12 protein-coding genes are annotated in these 15,649 nt (G+C 47.2%); 4 read left to right on the top strand and 8 right to left on the bottom strand.

Annotation, left to right across the window (positions count from 1 at the left end):
• Positions 1-83: 83 nt before the first annotated feature.
• From ACR8BL_RS19265 to ACR8BL_RS19240, 6 genes are all read right to left on the bottom strand, one after another.
• Positions 84-911 (bottom strand): carbohydrate ABC transporter permease, encoded by an 828-nt coding sequence (locus ACR8BL_RS19265; protein WP_434749109.1) that lies wholly within the window; start codon positions 909-911, stop codon positions 84-86.
• Positions 908-1,792, bottom strand: coding sequence for a carbohydrate ABC transporter permease (locus tag ACR8BL_RS19260; RefSeq protein WP_434749108.1), 885 nt, complete (start codon positions 1,790-1,792; stop codon positions 908-910). Before ACR8BL_RS19260 ends, ACR8BL_RS19265 begins: the two co-directional genes overlap by 4 nt.
• Positions 1,793-2,026: 234 nt before the next feature.
• A complete protein-coding gene (locus tag ACR8BL_RS19255) occupies positions 2,027-3,307 on the bottom strand; it encodes an ABC transporter substrate-binding protein (RefSeq protein WP_434749107.1) in 1,281 nt (426 codons plus the stop codon).
• Between the two features lie 141 nt (positions 3,308-3,448).
• Complete coding sequence (locus ACR8BL_RS19250) at positions 3,449-4,549, bottom strand: response regulator transcription factor (RefSeq protein WP_434749106.1); 1,101 nt, start codon at positions 4,547-4,549, stop codon at positions 3,449-3,451.
• The gene (locus ACR8BL_RS19245) at positions 4,546-6,270 is read right to left on the bottom strand and encodes a sensor histidine kinase (RefSeq protein WP_434749105.1); all 1,725 of its coding nucleotides are present in this window, start codon (positions 6,268-6,270) and stop codon (positions 4,546-4,548) included. Before ACR8BL_RS19245 ends, ACR8BL_RS19250 begins: the two co-directional genes overlap by 4 nt.
• Positions 6,271-6,565: 295 nt before the next feature.
• Complete coding sequence (locus ACR8BL_RS19240) at positions 6,566-8,572, bottom strand: beta-galactosidase (RefSeq protein WP_434749104.1); 2,007 nt, start codon at positions 8,570-8,572, stop codon at positions 6,566-6,568.
• Positions 8,573-8,837: 265 nt separating this feature from the next.
• On the opposite strand from ACR8BL_RS19240, the gene ACR8BL_RS19235 reads away from it, so the two are divergent.
• A complete protein-coding gene (locus tag ACR8BL_RS19235; RefSeq protein WP_434749103.1) occupies positions 8,838-9,809 on the top strand; it encodes an AraC family transcriptional regulator in 972 nt (323 codons plus the stop codon).
• Here ACR8BL_RS19235 and ACR8BL_RS19230 read toward each other — a convergent pair.
• Positions 9,779-10,429 (bottom strand): molybdenum cofactor guanylyltransferase, encoded by a 651-nt coding sequence (locus tag ACR8BL_RS19230; protein WP_434749102.1) that lies wholly within the window; start codon positions 10,427-10,429, stop codon positions 9,779-9,781. The two genes, ACR8BL_RS19235 and ACR8BL_RS19230, sit on opposite strands and share 31 nt — an antisense overlap.
• 206 nt (positions 10,430-10,635) lie before the next feature.
• On the opposite strand from ACR8BL_RS19230, the gene ACR8BL_RS19225 reads away from it, so the two are divergent.
• Entirely contained in the window at positions 10,636-11,865 is a 1,230-nt protein-coding gene (locus ACR8BL_RS19225; RefSeq protein ID WP_434749101.1) for an MFS transporter, read from the top strand.
• Between the two features lie 720 nt (positions 11,866-12,585).
• Here the strand turns inward: ACR8BL_RS19225 and ACR8BL_RS19220 are convergent.
• Complete coding sequence (locus tag ACR8BL_RS19220; RefSeq protein WP_434749100.1) at positions 12,586-14,358, bottom strand: glutamine--tRNA ligase/YqeY domain fusion protein; 1,773 nt, start codon at positions 14,356-14,358, stop codon at positions 12,586-12,588.
• A 275-nt stretch (positions 14,359-14,633) separates the two neighbouring features.
• On the opposite strand from ACR8BL_RS19220, the gene ACR8BL_RS19215 reads away from it, so the two are divergent.
• Positions 14,634-14,891: a DUF2164 domain-containing protein gene (locus ACR8BL_RS19215; RefSeq protein WP_434749099.1), complete on the top strand. Its 258-nt coding sequence runs from the start codon at positions 14,634-14,636 to the stop codon at positions 14,889-14,891.
• 34 nt (positions 14,892-14,925) lie between these two features.
• Positions 14,926-15,474, top strand: a complete 549-nt coding sequence (locus ACR8BL_RS19210) for a GNAT family N-acetyltransferase (protein WP_434749098.1) — start codon at positions 14,926-14,928, stop codon at positions 15,472-15,474.
• Positions 15,475-15,649: the final 175 nt, after the last annotated feature.

Below are 15,649 nucleotides of genomic sequence, written 5' to 3'. Positions count from 1 at the left end.
AACAAGGATTTGGGTAGCTTTTGTACACTTTTATAAGCTACACATTCTCATCAACTGTACCTCTCTCTCTCCTTCTGTACTTGTTATCCTTTTACCGCACCCTCCGCAATGCCTTCCATAATAAACTTTTGGAAGAACGCATAGATCAAGATGACCGGAATCGCAGTTAGAACCAGAGAAGAGAGAATTAACGGCCATTCTTTGTTGTACTCACCAAACAGCATATTTGTGGACAGAATGAGCGTATATTTGTTCACATCCGTCAACATCAGTAGTGGCAACAGGAAGTCATTCCAGATCCACAAGAAGTCCAGAATGGCAATGGTCACCGTGATTGGCAACAGCAGCGGGAAGATGATCTGGAAGAACGTCTGGAACTCATTACATCCATCCATCTGAGCTGACTCTTCCAGTTCACGCGGGATGGACTTCACAAACCCGTGATAGAGGAAGATCGCCATGTTTACACCAAGTCCGATATAGATCAGAGCCAGTCCGTAAGTACTTCCTTGTACCCCCATGCCCTTTGCTACACGCGTCAATGGAATCATGATCGAATGGAAAGGTACCAGCATAGAAGCAACAAACATGAAGAAGATCAGATTGCTGAGTCGACCGGAAGTCCGTGACAGCTTATAACCCGCAAGCGAAGCGCAGAACACAATTCCTCCGATGCCCAGTATAGACACGATCGCGGAGTTCAGCGAGCTGCCGAGCAGATTAATTTTGTTAAACGCATCCGTGTAGTTCTCCCAATGCAGCGTGGTTGGCAAAGCGATAAACGATTGGAACATCTCACCCTGTGTTTTGAACGAGTTCACCACAGCCATGTAGATCGGCAGCATCGCCACCAGGGAGCCGAGAATCAATAACAGCCGAATCAGATAGTTATTCAGTCGCTGCATCCTCATGCCTCCACCTCTTTTCTCTTCATGACGGTGATCTGAATGAGCGTAAAGATCAGCACAATGACGAACAGCACAACCGATTTGGCACTGGCATAACCGTATCTGAAGTTGTTGGAGAAGGCTTCCTCATAAATGTTCATGGTGATCACCTGTGTAGCACGGCCAGGGCCGCCGCCTGTCAATCCATAGACAACCTCAAACACTTTGAATGCCCCGTTCAGTGTCAGGAAGAAACAGATTGTAACAGCGTGTGTAATCATCGGCAGTACTACGTTACGCAGCACCTGAAAAGCATTGGCTCCATCAATGACAGCTGCTTCTTTAAGACTCTTCGGTACACCTTGCAATGCAGCCAGGTAGATGATCATCATATAACCCACACCGTTCCAGAGCGATACAATCAGAATCGAGTAGAAGGAAAACTTCGGATCACCGAGCCATTGCTGGTCGAGAAAAGAAATCGCCAGTTTCTCCGCGAGCTGAGGCAGCACTTGGGAAAAGATGAACGTCCACATGAATGCACTGATAATGGTACTAATCATGTTTGGCATGAAGAATAACGTTCGGAATAAGCCTTTGCTACGCGTACGTGATTCAATCAACACCGCAAGCAGCAAAGCAATTCCGTTTTGCAGAATAAGCATAAAAATAACATATTTCATCGTAAACCACAGCGATTTGAGGAAGTCAGGATCTTCTTTGAACAATTCCACGAAGTTGCCCAGACCGATAAAGCTGTAGTCGCGGTTTAATCCATTCCAATCAGTTAAGCTGTAGAACATTCCGCTGAACGTTGGATACAGCAGAAAAATCGCATAGATTACAAAGGCTGGCGCGGTGAACGCGAGCAGTGAAAGATACTTTTTGAACACATTCGTAGCCATAACTTCTCCCCCTTTTTGCACAGCGGATGAAGGTTAACGGGGGAACGAAGATCGTTCAGCCAGCCGTTTCATCTGCTTCGAGACTGCGACGAAATACAGCACCGTCCATTTGTTGACAACCCCCTCGGATCGAAACGAATCCCGTAGGGATTTTGTCAACAAACGCGGGTACTGCTTTCCTTACAGCTCATACTTGTTGATCGTTCATGCGCTTACTTGATAACCGTCCGGCTCTTATTTGTTGACTTTATTGTAAGACTTCCACGCCTTGTCGAGTGCATCAATCACCTGCTGTTGGTTCAGCTGTCCAGAGTAGTATCCTTGCAGCGCTTTACCGGACTCATCCTTAACAACTTGAGGGATCTTCGTATCTTGATAAGCTTTGCCTTCGTTAACATATTTCAAAGCATCATCTACCCATGGGAAGCTCTTGAACGTATGAATCTTGGCAACCGGATTAAACTTGAGTGCTTCGTAGAATGCACTTGAATCTTTGTCATCGAGAATGTAGTTGATGAAATCAAGTGCGACTTCTTTATTTTTACTTGTGGACGATACCGCCAGTGAAGTGGATGTGCTCAGATTGATTTTGGTATCATCAGGATTGTCGTTCAGCGGCATTGGAGCTACACCAAAATTAACGTTCGGATTGGATTTCAGAATCGTCTCCGCGTACCACGGCCCTTGAATCCACATTGCCGCTTTGCCTGTAGCATAAGCCGCTGCGCCGTCATCGGCTCCGACTTCAAGCGCTTTATCCGTTCCGTTAGCATTCACGAGATCGAATACGTCAAACAATGCTTTCATATCCGAGAAGGAAGCTTGATCCTGATTCATTTTCTCCACGAAGTCTTTGTGCTCCGTCTGTGTCAGCGCCCCTACAGTAAGCGGCAGGAACAACTGCGGAACCCATGCTTCTTTATAAGACAACTCAAACGGTGTGATGCCAGCAGCTTTCAGCTTTTCTACAACCGCTTTCATTTCTGTCAAGGTTGTTGGTACTTCAAGTCCTTGCTCCTTGAAGATATCCTTGTTGTACAAGTAACCCCATGATAAGGTTTCCAGCGGGACAGCAACCACTTTGCCACTTGCATCCGTCACAGAAGGTTTGACCGAATCAAGCAGTTTATCTACAAAAGGCTGATTGGACAAGTCTTCAAGATAACCCGCTTTGCTGAAAGGAGGAATCTCATTAACCGCATGCAGGGCGAATACATCCGGCGCATCATTGGAAGCCAGTCTTGTTTTCAGAATCTGAGGGGCATTATCTACCGGCGGCATCTCCAGCTGCACGTTCACCTCGATATTTTTGTCTGCTTTTTCTTTGGCTTTGAACTGTTCTATATATTTATCATAATGTTCCTTAAGCCTTGGCTGAGCAATGAATACTTTGAGGTTCACTGTACTGCCTGCTGCGACTTCCTTCTGTTCATTATCTGTTCCAGCATTCGAGCCACAACCCGCAAGCAGAACGCTAACCAGTGCCGCACTTACAACGCTTTTCCATACTTTCATCTCTTATGACCTCCCGGTGTGACTGGTTTATCTTTCATAGGCTCATTATACATCACGAAATGTAAGCGCTTCATTGGACAAAATTAGACTCTTCCATTGGATTATTTTAAACCTTAATCCAAGCACCATTCCCCAAATGAATCATTCGGGGAATGGTGCGGACAACCTATGCTGCCCCTTGCGCATCTCTCCAGGGGACACGCCAAAGTGCTTTTTGAACACCCGATAGAAATAAGACACATCTTCATATCCTGTCATCTCAGCGATATGTTTGAATGGAATCTGATCATCCATGACCCAATCTCTTGCTTTCGCCATACGAAGCTGTACCACGTAATCCGTCACGTTGACATCGTACTCTTTCTTGAATGCTTTACTCAGATATTCCTTGCTGACAAAAAAGATCTGAGCCAGCTGCTCCAGTGTAATCATCTCCATACAATGTTGCTCCATATATTGCTTCACGTCTTCCAGATTCAGCTTGTTCTTGTATTTACGCTGCGCAATGAGCTGCTCCAGCGCCAGACTGTAGGAATCCGATGTCCATTCCACAGTTTCCGAGATGGATTCGAGTACCGCTGCAGGTGGCAAGCCTGCTTCTTCCGAGCGATTGGGTAGCCCATTGGAAACGCACAGCTCGTCCAGCAGGTTCTGCAGTTCATAAGCAACCCGAGCGAGCTGACGAGGTCTGCGAACCTCGCTCCGTTCCAGCTTCTGCTCTAATTGCTGGAACCATTCCCGCAGACTTGGCAGGTTCAGATCGTTAAACCGCAGGCGTGCCTGCTGCTGGAACAGAGAGAATTCACCCGCGAAGGAAGCCCGATAGGCTTCCCAGACCTCTGATGCCGAGACGGCTTTTGCCAGTTCACGCGTGCATTTCGCCAACGTAGCATTTAACTCATCCGGGTTAACTGGCTTGAGCAGGTAATCTGCCGCACGATACCGCAGGGCATGTTTTGCATAATTAAAATCATCATACCCACTCACCACAACGACTTTAATCTCCGGGTACTGACTGCTCAACGTCTGTAACAGCGCTACGCCGTCCAATCCGGGCATACGCATATCGGTTATGATCAGATGAGGCTGAAGCTCCTTTACCATCTGTATCGCCTGTTCTCCATTCTCCGCTTCACCGCAAACGATGATGCCCAGTTCATCCCAATCCCCAAGGTTGCGTAGAATATCCCGATTCCAGGGTTCATCGTCCACTAGCAGTACTTTATATAACGCCTCACTCACAAAAATTCGCCTCCTGTCGTGCAGGGGATACGGATAATAACTTTCGTCCCCTGTCCATATTCACTCTCCATACGCATACCGTAATCTGGCCCAAAATGCATCACAATCCGTGAGGCTGCATTAAGCAGCCCAATGCTGGTGCCTGAGTTCCATACCCGATCCGAATGCCGTGTAATACGTTCCAGTCTGGATTGCATCTCTGCCAGTTGGCTCGGCTCCATGCCCATGCCATTATCACAAATCTGAATGGTCACCAAACCTTGCTGCGGATCGGAGACGACTTCGATGCCCAGTCTCCACTCCCCAGGTTTTTTCTCCAGCCCATGCAAAAATGCATTCTCCACAATAGGCTGCAGCGATAACTTGGGAATATAACAATCTCTAAGCTCTCCCGTAATTTCCAGCTTATATTCCAGTCTGCTTGCAAAACGCTGCTTCTGAATCAGCATATAATGCTCCAGCTGATCCAGTTCAGACTGCAGGGGCACAAGACCGTCCGGTGCTCGCACAATATAACGGAACATCTCACTTAAAGCCCGGATTACCTGGTAACTATCTGCTGGCTTTTGCGAATAGACCATGCCGCCAATCATCTGCAGTGTATTTTGTAGAAAATGAGGATGGATCTGGGATTGAAGTGCTTTCAGTTCTGCTGTCTGCTTCTCCAGATTCATCAAATAGTTATCGCGAATATGTTCCCGGATCCGGCTGGCCATACCGTGCAGATTTTTCTCCAGCAGGCCGATCTCATCCACCCGTCCGCTGCGCTCCACTTTACGATCCTTGATCAACTGGATGCCTTTCATCGAGTTCGCCAATTTGACGATAGGTTTAGAGGTTCGCCAAGCGACCAAAGCTGCCAAAGCGATAGATACCACCGTTGCCACTCCACCCACGACAAGTCCATACTTCATCGTTTCCAGTGCACTCTCGTTAATCACATGCTCTGGCACAATTTTGATCACCCGCAGTCCGGATGGCTCGATATCATGATAGAAAATATATTCCTTCGCTGTACGAATAAAACCGGCGTTGTCCTTCGTATCTGACAGCCGTTTCAAAGCTTCATCCGATGGCTGAATAGAGGCATTCTGCTGATAGACTGGATGTCCCGAACGATCTCCGATATATACACTGTAATCTCCTCTGCTATCAAGTAGCTCCAACGTCTGATTGAACTCAGCCCATTTGATCTCCAGACTGATCGCCCCAATCTGAGCCTGATCCTCAAAGCGATTCATACTACGCGTCATATGGAACTTTTGTGAATCTTTCGAATCGTTCATAATGGTGAAGTCTTTATGCTCTGCAAAAAGCTTATGGTACCCTTGGGGAATATCCGCAACCGTCTTAATTCGGGTTACCATGGAATTGATGATGAATAAGGTATCCTGCTCTTTCAAGTACAACTCCACGCCGAACACATAATTGCCAGCGGAATAGAACACACTGTTTAGCATATTAAACACTGCCTTCTGTTCGTCAAAGCGAGTAGCAGCGGGTGCTTCCCGATTCAATGCCAAATACTGATGCAGCTCATCACTAATCTGAATGGAATAAATAATATTATTCATACGGGTAAACTGTTCTCCCAGATAGATAGAGGCCCAATTCATATTGACCTGGTTTGTGTCCATTATCTCGGCTTCCATGGAGGAACGTGCATTCTCAGCGGCTACAGCAGTCATCACAATGACCGGCAGTACAGCGACCAAGGTCATCGTCAGTATCAATTTATTGCGAATGCTGCGCTTGAAAGGGTCTATCAGCCTGCGGTAGAGTTCGTTAAACAGAGCGCATCCACTCCTAAGCTAAAATAAGACAAACGCCCCAGCATCAGAGCTGAAGGCGCCATAGTCTTTTATTCTTTTCGGAAAATATATATCAAATTTAAATCTATATGAGTCGAACTAAAAATTTTACACAGGCCACTTCGATGACAGAATAACCAGTTAATATTCAACAATTTAAAATCTTCTATTTTCCTTTGGTAATTTAAAAATTCCCTATTATTCCCTAGTTTTGTTCGATAATGCGGATACCCCAACGCTCCAGCTCGATCTTCTGGCCTGCAGCAATCACATCTCCTGATAACAACTCTGTCCCTTCGCCTTGCGGATTGTGGAAGGAAACCGGTTCATCCGAATAGTTGAAGTAATAGCGAATGGTCTGTCCCTGATCGTTCACACCGCTCTTCACAATGAGTGGAAAAGCAAGCTCCTGATCCGCTCCCCACACACCTGCATCCTTCATGACACGCTCCAACACATTGCGAATGACGGCAGCGCTCGTATAACAGCCAACATATGTCGCTTTGCCTTTGCCGTAATTGTTCTGAGTGATGGCTGCATATTCCCCCCAATGAGGATGATCATACCAGGCAAGCACCTCCGCAGTTGTCGGTGTAATCAGCTCCATCCAGGTGTGCACCTGATTATGCTCCTCACCTACACCAAACGGATCATCCCGCAGCGCGACATGTTTCGGCTCCACAAACAGGTTGTAGCTAATTCCACATGCTTCACTAATCAGTCCCGGCTGACGCGTAGAGCGCACCTTGATGTGCTCATTGGCAAAGCCGCTTTTGAACGAGTACACGATATGCCCGCCATCCTGTACAAATTGATTCAGTTTTTCGAGTAACGCATCTGAAGCTGCATATAGGGCAGGCACCACGAGCACATCATAACCTGTGTAACTCTCAACGGAAGGATCGATCAGATCGCAGCCAATGTTCATTTTATACAGTTCATCATACATCCAGCGCACCACGTCGTTGTAATTCTTGTCACTGGTGAAGTTAAAGCCAAACCACTTGATGGAAGTCAACGCCTCATTGCTGAACAATACAGCTACACGGTTCGTTTTCTTCAGGTTCACCAGTTTTGGACTCAGGCGGGCGAAATCCCGGCCAATCGTCTTCGCCTCGTTATACACCGGATTCGGTTCGAAATCATGGCTTAACAGACCTTTCCAATACGTCTCAAACGAGTTGTGCAGCGAATGCCAATGCCAATAGGCCACCATGTTTGCACCTGAAGCCAGATGACTGAATGCCTGTAAACGCAGCTGTCCCGGATAGGGAACCCAGTGCCAGAATGCCTGCGCCTCAGTCTCCAGTACAAGGTAATTGGTTTGTTTAGTGGAACGCGCCACGTCACCCCCGAACGAAATTTCAATTCCCGTCAGCTCGTCTTGGGAAGGATGATAGATATCTACACTGGTGATGTCAAAAGGTTGGGATGCCGCAAAATGATCCACATCCCCCTGAATGCCGTACGAATATCCGCGCCATTCAAAGTCAAAGTTCTGGGTAACAAACTGGCCTTCCTGTTTGTACTCATTCACAATCCCGACCTGCCACGCCAGGAAATCCGTGACCAACTGCCGCTGGAACTTGGCAAACTCAGCTCCAAGACTACCGTTAATCGTACCAACGACGGAAGGGAAGTCTTCCCAGCTGTTGATCCGGTTACTCCAGTAATCCAGTCCAAATTCTTTGTTCAACTCATCCAGAGAACTGAACTTGTTGCGCATATATTTAACAAACTGTAACTGCACATTGTCTCCAGCCGTGTTGTAATGTTTCGTTTCATTGTCTGTCTGATATCCGATGACTGCCGGATGTTTGCTTACCCGTGAGATCAGCTTGCGAATGATGCGCTCTGCATAAAACAGATAAGTCGGATGGGTAATGTCCATTATCTGTCTTGCCCCGTATTTCCCCGGCCCCTGTACGGTGGTTGCCAAAACATCCGGGTGTTCCTTCACCATCCACGTTGGAACAGCATACGTTGGGGTGCCTACAATGACATGAATTCCCGCCGCATGCATGGCATCCAACACTCGATCCACGGAAGTGAAATCAAAGACACCGTTTTGCGGTTCATGGGTGCTCCACGTAGATTCAGCTATGCGCACCACATTGATTCCGACGTCTTTCATCATCTGAATGTCCTTGTCCAGTCTTTCGTATGGCATATATTCATCGTAATAGGCTACACCGTATAATAATTTGTCCATGATAAAGTCTCCTTTGAGTAGGGTTTATATAAGTTGTTTAACTTATATAACGTTGTTGGCATTTGGATAGTTGACATGTTCCCACTCTTAATGGTAGCGTTTACATTAGTGTTTTTATAGATGGTATCTTTTGTTCAGTATCTGTTGATTTCACCTGGTTACCCTTGATATTAGGATGTCGGTGTTAAACTGATTATAATGAAGTACATGCAGAGTGCCGATGGCACAAAGCGAGTATTTTTTACCCTTTTCCGAGGTGAATATCATGGATATCCGTTCGCAGCTTCGAGAGATGCCATACCATACGCTGGCACACTGGCTCCCGATTATCGATTGTAACATCAAATTTTATGGTGCTCATAGCCAACAAGTTCCCTATGGCTGGGCTATGCCTGAGGAGACACATCCCGGCTTTGAGATTATTCTGATCATTCAAGGTACACAGGAGAGCACCATTCATGGATACACTTATACGGTGAACGAAGGGTCCATCCTGCTTATTCCGCCCGGCTTCAGACATACAAATCAATGTGTCTCTGCAGGTGGCATGACGTATTTTAGTGCTCATTTTAATGTAGATGATCCGGTGTTCACCTTAAAGCTGATATCTCAGCGCAGCAGAATCTATGCCGCAGGTACGGGAGATAATATGAGAATAAGGGCTGTTCTGGAGAGCTGGATGGGCATGATAAAAACAGCCGAGGTTTATACTTCCACAGATAAACTGCTCATGCAAGCCCGTATGTTCGAACTGTTTGCTCTGTTGTCTCAAGCAGCCGACGATGCACCGGAATCTGTTATTTCTGTTGCTGCCGCCCAGGCCCCTGCCCCAACAGCCATGCATTACGCAGGAGCGATAGCTGAGGCGATCAAACAAGCCTTTCATGCCCAGCTTCGATCAAGGGACGGCAATGTATCTTTGGTCAGAGTGGAGCAGATTATTGCGTCATTTGGCATCAGTCCGGGTTACGGTTTGCAGGTCTTTCGCAAGGTATTTGGTCATTCTCCGCGTGCCTACCTGTCCAACCTGAAGCTGCAAGAAGCCAAAATGCTGATCGAGCAGCCCGATCTGTCGCTCGGGGAGATTGCTTTAAAGTTAGGTTACACCCATTTGTCTCATTTCAGCAGACAATTCAAACGCTGGACAGGCCAAAGCCCTCTTCTCTATCGGAATCACCATACAGAGGACAGCCATGATCCCGCTTCTCAACGCTCTGAAGATAGGCCGGAACGCTGAAGACGGATGCGCATATTATCGAATTCATCCGGGGTATTTATATTGCTCAATTGCAGCGCGGTCTGCTCAACACCCGCTTGCTCCAGTTCGTCTGCTTCGACATAGCGGCAGCCGATCTCTTCCAGCCAGCGAATGACACGCAGCCTGTCATGAATTAGACACTGCTCTAGCTCGGGCAGTATACGTCTGTGATATGCTCCTGCAAGCGGATGAATGCGTCCCTCCACACGTGGAACGATGGCGCTATATGTTGGGTATTGTTCTGTGAGCCTCTTCAAACCATTGAAAAAAGAAGTTTGCAGAAGTGGCATATCGCAGGCACTCACCAGATTCCAATCTGTATGGGAGGCAAGAAGTGCTGTATGAAGTCCGGCAAGCGGCCCCTTGCCAGGATACACATCTTCTACACATTCACAATTACAACCTTCATCTCGTATTGTGTTATAGATCGCTTGGTTCAATCCTGCTGCAATAACCATTCGGGATACGGCGGGTCTGATTGCTTCCGCAATATGAGTCAGTACGGTTGCACCGTTCAGTTCAAGCAGTGCCTTGTTCGTGCCCATTCGGCTGGATTGTCCTCCTGCCAATATCAGGCCTGTCCATTTTTCATCGGCCATATGTAATATCAAAACCTCCTCTTCCCCGTAAGAAACTGAGTTTTAGATTCGTGTTTACGAGTCTAGCCACATTATGAAACACGTATCAATAGTATAAATTTGCCGCACCCGTCAGGGTTGGTACATACCGTTAATTCATATATTCTATACGTTGAATCCACTTTCAACAAATGATACATTGAACAAGAGATTCGACTCGGAAAGGAATGGCTCAATTGGACAGATCTGCACCTGTGAGAGGCACATCCTCGCTGACCTCTCTGAAACTATATAACTTTTTCATCTACGGAGCCATTTCGATCTTCGCCGGGTTCCTGCAGCTCTATCTTCAAGAGATTGGTATGACCAAGCTGGAGATTGGCAGTCTGATGGCAATTGGCCCTTTCGTTTCGTTATTTGCCAACCCGTTCTGGGGGTTCTGGAGTGATAAATCGCGAAATATTCGCATTGTGTTAATGATGATGATGGGAGGCACCTTTGTGCTTGCACAAGGTGTATTTTACGCACCCACTTATACATGGATATACATAGCCATGATTTTATTTTATTTTTTTCAAAGTCCATTATTTGCTCAGACGAACAGTCTCATTCTAGGTTATATTGATGGCACGGGGCAGAAATTCGGCACCTTTCGGTTATGGGGTTCACTTGGTTGGGCGCTAACGGCAGTTGCTGCCGGGCCGGTTATTGACCGTTTTGGCGTGAGCAGTGTGTCTATTATATTTGCATGTATGATTGCTACGGCGTTTATATTATCTGTATTCCTGCCAAGGCAACCCATTGCTTCCGATACCCCGATTGTTACGTTTCGGCGGTTCGGCAAAGTCATGTTTAACCCGTATTTTATGATTTTTATCGGGCTCGGTGTGCTCGTATCGGTACCTAATGCCATGAACAGTACATTTATGTCGCTCTATATTGTCGAGATGGGCGGCGACAAACAGATGGTTGGCTGGGCCATCTTCACATCTTCCATTCTTGAAGTCGGTGTATTCCTGCTGCTTGATCGGCTGCTGAAACGCAAAATGAGCATGCTGCTGGGCTCTCTGATCTTGATTAGTCTGTTGTTTGCTCTTCGCTGGCAACTCATGGCTCTGGCTAACAACCCGTTAGAGGTTGTGTTTATTCAGCTCATGCACTCGGTCACCTTTGGCGGTTATTTCTACGTGGGCACACAACTCACGATGCTGTTTATCCCGCGACCTTATCGCTCCTCCGGGCAAGCCGTGTATACGATGGCTTGGGGCGGTCTTTCCGGCGTCATTGCCGGTCTGTTGGGTGGATGGTTGTTCCAGAGCTTCGGTGCAGAGGTGATGTATAGTATCGGTGTGTTCTTCTCACTCGTCGGCGCGGTGGGTTTTGCCATTATGTGGCTGTGGAACCGTCGTAATGGATACCAGCCGACGGTGCTGACAGAGATGGGCAATATGGAATGAGGATAAGTAACCTGGATATGTCATTATAACGAGAATCAAGTAATGATTATGAGTAGATTATGAGTGGGTTATGAGTAGAAGTTATGTACGAGGGAAGTAATCGGTAAAGAGAAAAGTACTACCATAGAGGACAAGCAGGCTAACGATATGAAGGACAAGCAAGTTAATGCTATAAAGGACACCATATTGACTAGAACACGGTTCTATAGCTGTATAACTTTACGGCTCTGCGGTCGTTTTACGGCTAACGATCACCAGAAACCTTATTTGGGCGATTTCTAGACGTTTCACATTCTAACGATCACCAGAGGGCTTATTTTCGCCCAAACCGAGTAAAATAGGGTGAAAAGACTGCATTTTCAAGAAATAAGCTCCGTACGGATCGTTAGAATTCAAAAGCGCCGAAAAACAGGTGAATAGCGTTCCCTGTGATCGTTAGAATATCTCGCATATTAAAAGGATGGGTGGGCGACGTGTTAATTGTCGGTGCAGATCGCTACTCTATTTCGGAAAATCACAAAAAAGCGTCCCGTCATCTTAAGGATGAAGGAACGCCTTTTTAATGTTTATGCAGCTTACTAGTCCCGAAACTTCGTGCTCTAACCCAAATCCTTCAGGCATTCGACGAGTAAATTAACGTTAGGCTAACGTTGGTTTACCCACCAGCTCTATCTCATGCTCTTGTACGTTTACCTCATCTCGTATCCTCGTGTATCTACCTTATGCCTTAGGCAATTGGAACGAGCTTTTCAGCGATACAACCCGGTTAAATATCGGACGGCCTGGCTCGGAGTGCTTCGGATCAACACTGAAGTAACCGTGACGGAAAAATTGGAACTTGTCCTGTGATTTTGCCTCTTTCATCTCTTGCTCCACAAAGCCGTGGACGATCTCCAGCGAATTCGGGTTCAGCTGATCCAGGAACGTTTTTTCCGGTTGCTCTACGGTTTCTACTTCAGCACCAGTCACATCTGCCTCAATCTCAGCCCCTGCTACAGCAGCTTCCACTTCTGCCTCAGCTTCCGCTTCCGGTGCATCTGCCGAAATCAACGGCTCGTACAAACGGAATTCTGCGGGTACCGCTTGCGTTGCTTCTACCCAGTGAATCGTGCCTTTGACTTTACGTCCTGTAAAGCCGCTGCCACTCTTCGTTTCCACATCATATGTGCAATGGATCTCAACGACGTTACCGTCCGCATCCTTGATCACATCATTACATTTAATGAAATAAGCATGTTTCAGACGAACTTCATTGCCAGGGAACAAACGGAAGTATTTGTTCGGCGGATTCTCCATAAAGTCGTCTTGTTCGATGTAAATTTCACGGGAGAACGGAATTTGGCGATTGCCCATCTCCGGGTTCTCTACGTTATTTTCGGCCTCCAGCCACTCAACTTGTCCCTCAGGATAGTTGGTGATGACTACTTTGAGCGGGTGCAGCACAGCCATCGTGCGCGGAGCTTTCAGTTTCAGATCCTCGCGAACAAAGTGCTCCAGTGTTTGCAGATCAATCACGCCATAGTTTTTGGAAATGCCTGTTTCGTAAACAAAATCACGAATGGCTTCCGGTGTGTAACCCCGGCGGCGCAGACCTGAGATCGTTGGCATCCGCGGATCATCCCAGCCATCGACATGGCCTTCGTCCACAAGCAGCTTCAACTTCCGTTTGCTCGTTACCATCTGGGACAGGTTCAGACGGCCGAATTCATACTGACGCGGCTGACTCTCCATCTCACATTCCGCGATGACCCAATCATAGAATGGACGTTGATCCTCAAACTCCAGGGAACACAGGGAGTGGGTGACGCCTTCAATGGCATCTTCCAGCGGGTGTGCGAATGCATACATCGGGTAGATGCACCATTTGTCGCCCGTGTTATGGTGGTGTGCATGAGAGATACGGTAGATCACCGGATCACGCAGGTTGATGTTAGGCGAAGCCATATCAATCTTGGCACGCAGCACTCTCTCTCCGTTCTTGAATTCGCCTGCACGCATCCGTGTGAACAGATCGAGATTCTCTTCCACCGAACGCTCGCGGTACGGGCTGTTTTTGCCCGGCTCGGTCAGTGTTCCGCGCATTTGACGGATTTCGTCGGCGCTTTGATCGTCGACGTAGGCCTTACCTTTTTGAATAAGCAAGACCGCACGGTTGTACATCTCATCGAAATAATCCGAGGCAAAACGTTTCTCGTTCCACTCGTATCCGAGCCATTTCACGTCTTCCTGGATGGAGTTCACGTACTCCACGTCTTCCTTCACAGGGTTCGTGTCATCAAAGCGCAGGTTTGTCTTGCCGCCGAACTCGCCGCCCAGCGTAAAGTTGATCCAGATCGCCTTCGCATGACCAATATGCAGATAACCGTTCGGTTCCGGAGGAAAACGGGTAATAACTTCCTGGACTTTGCCCGACCGGAGGTCTTCGGTAATGATATTTTTAATAAAGTTAGGTGGGGTTGTGAATCGATTGTCCACGAGTATCAAACCTTTCATGAATGGATTGGAGCTTGCAAGAATTGCAGCAATTCCGGCTTAAATTCCTTAAATACGAAGTCATTTCCTGAAAATATCCACTTTCATGGAAAGTTTCGTACGCGTTTCATTTAAATATACCTTTAACGGGAGAGGAGTTCAATAAATAACAACACCAAAAATCGGGATTAGACATATAACTGCCTTTGCACAAGTTAGGCCCAATACCATTTTGACGAGTTCGCACGAATCATGTAGCATGATAGTAAAACTAAATTTAAGGGAGGGTTTCCCAAGTGAACACGCTAAAACTGACCAAAGAACAGCAGGACGGAGCCATTCGCACGATCCAGTCGTATTTTGAAGAAGAGCGCGGCGAAGAATTGGGTGATCTGGCGGCATGGGGCGTCCTCGATTTGTTTATGACACAGCTTGCTCCCTACATATATAATCAGGCACTCCGTGACGCACGCACAACGGTGAACCAGCGCATGGCCTCCATGGAAGAAGATCTGTTCTCACTGGAGCGCAAATTACCCCTACCTCCCCGCTAATCTACCTATTATATAAAGAAAGAAGGTTGCAATCATGTTTACCTATTCATTGGATGAATATACGGAGCTTCGCCCACTTTTGATGGAACACACCAAACCGCTGTTTGACCTGACGGATCGTTCCCGGGATCAACTGAGACATTGGCTGCCTTGGGTGGATCAGGTGACCGAGATTGAACATACATCGAGCTTTATTACAAACGCGTTAAAACAAGCTGCAGAGAATGGCGGCTTCACTGCCGGCATCTGGTTAAAAGGAGAACTCGCAGGCATCATCGGTTTCCACGAAATTAACTGGTCGAGCCGCTCGGTGAGCATTGGATACTGGCTTGGCAAAGGTTTTGAAGGACAAGGCCTCATGACTAGCGCCTGCCGTGTCCTGGTCGATTACGCTCTCGTGACGCTGGATCTGAACCGGGTCGAGATTCGCTGTGCCACCAACAACAAACGTAGCCGTGCCATTCCGGAACGTCTTGGCTTTGTACTTGAAGGTGTCATCCGTCAGGCGGAGAAGCTGCCTAAAGGGTACGTCAATCATGCGGTATACGGCATGCTGCAGCATGAATGGGAACTTTTGCGATAAATCAGCCTTACATAATGGACATACAAACGGACTTTGTATCCTATTTTCATAAATGAATTACATTCAAAGCACACTGAAATACATCATACCTTATCGCGTAAGATCGTATCACGTAAGACCGCTTACCCCTCATCTGTGACATTCACACTTGCCACAGATGAGGGGGTTATTGTGG

Origin of the sequence: Paenibacillus amylolyticus (assembly GCF_051136285.1) — a bacterium.
Classification (GTDB): Bacteria; Bacillota; Bacilli; order Paenibacillales; family Paenibacillaceae; genus Paenibacillus; species Paenibacillus amylolyticus_F.
The sequence above is the reverse complement of the archived record's forward strand: the minus strand, read 5'-3'. Positions and strand labels throughout refer to the sequence as shown.

Excerpts from the sequence above, each read along its gene's own strand:
- ACR8BL_RS19265 (WP_434749109.1), bottom strand. The coding sequence starts at position 911 with ATGAGGATGCAGCGACTGAATAACTATCTGATTCGGCTGTTATTGATT.
- ACR8BL_RS19260 (WP_434749108.1), bottom strand. The coding sequence starts at position 1,792 with ATGGCTACGAATGTGTTCAAAAAGTATCTTTCACTGCTCGCGTTCACC.
- ACR8BL_RS19255 (WP_434749107.1), bottom strand. The coding sequence starts at position 3,307 with ATGAAAGTATGGAAAAGCGTTGTAAGTGCGGCACTGGTTAGCGTTCTG.
- ACR8BL_RS19245 (WP_434749105.1), bottom strand. The coding sequence starts at position 6,270 with ATGACCTTGGTCGCTGTACTGCCGGTCATTGTGATGACTGCTGTAGCC.
- ACR8BL_RS19240 (WP_434749104.1), bottom strand. The coding sequence starts at position 8,572 with ATGGACAAATTATTATACGGTGTAGCCTATTACGATGAATATATGCCA.
- ACR8BL_RS19235 (WP_434749103.1), top strand. The coding sequence starts at position 8,838 with ATGGATATCCGTTCGCAGCTTCGAGAGATGCCATACCATACGCTGGCA.
- ACR8BL_RS19230 (WP_434749102.1), bottom strand. The coding sequence starts at position 10,429 with ATGGCCGATGAAAAATGGACAGGCCTGATATTGGCAGGAGGACAATCC.
- ACR8BL_RS19225 (WP_434749101.1), top strand. The coding sequence starts at position 10,636 with ATGGCTCAATTGGACAGATCTGCACCTGTGAGAGGCACATCCTCGCTG.
- ACR8BL_RS19220 (WP_434749100.1), bottom strand. The coding sequence starts at position 14,358 with ATGAAAGGTTTGATACTCGTGGACAATCGATTCACAACCCCACCTAAC.
- ACR8BL_RS19210 (WP_434749098.1), top strand. The coding sequence starts at position 14,926 with ATGTTTACCTATTCATTGGATGAATATACGGAGCTTCGCCCACTTTTG.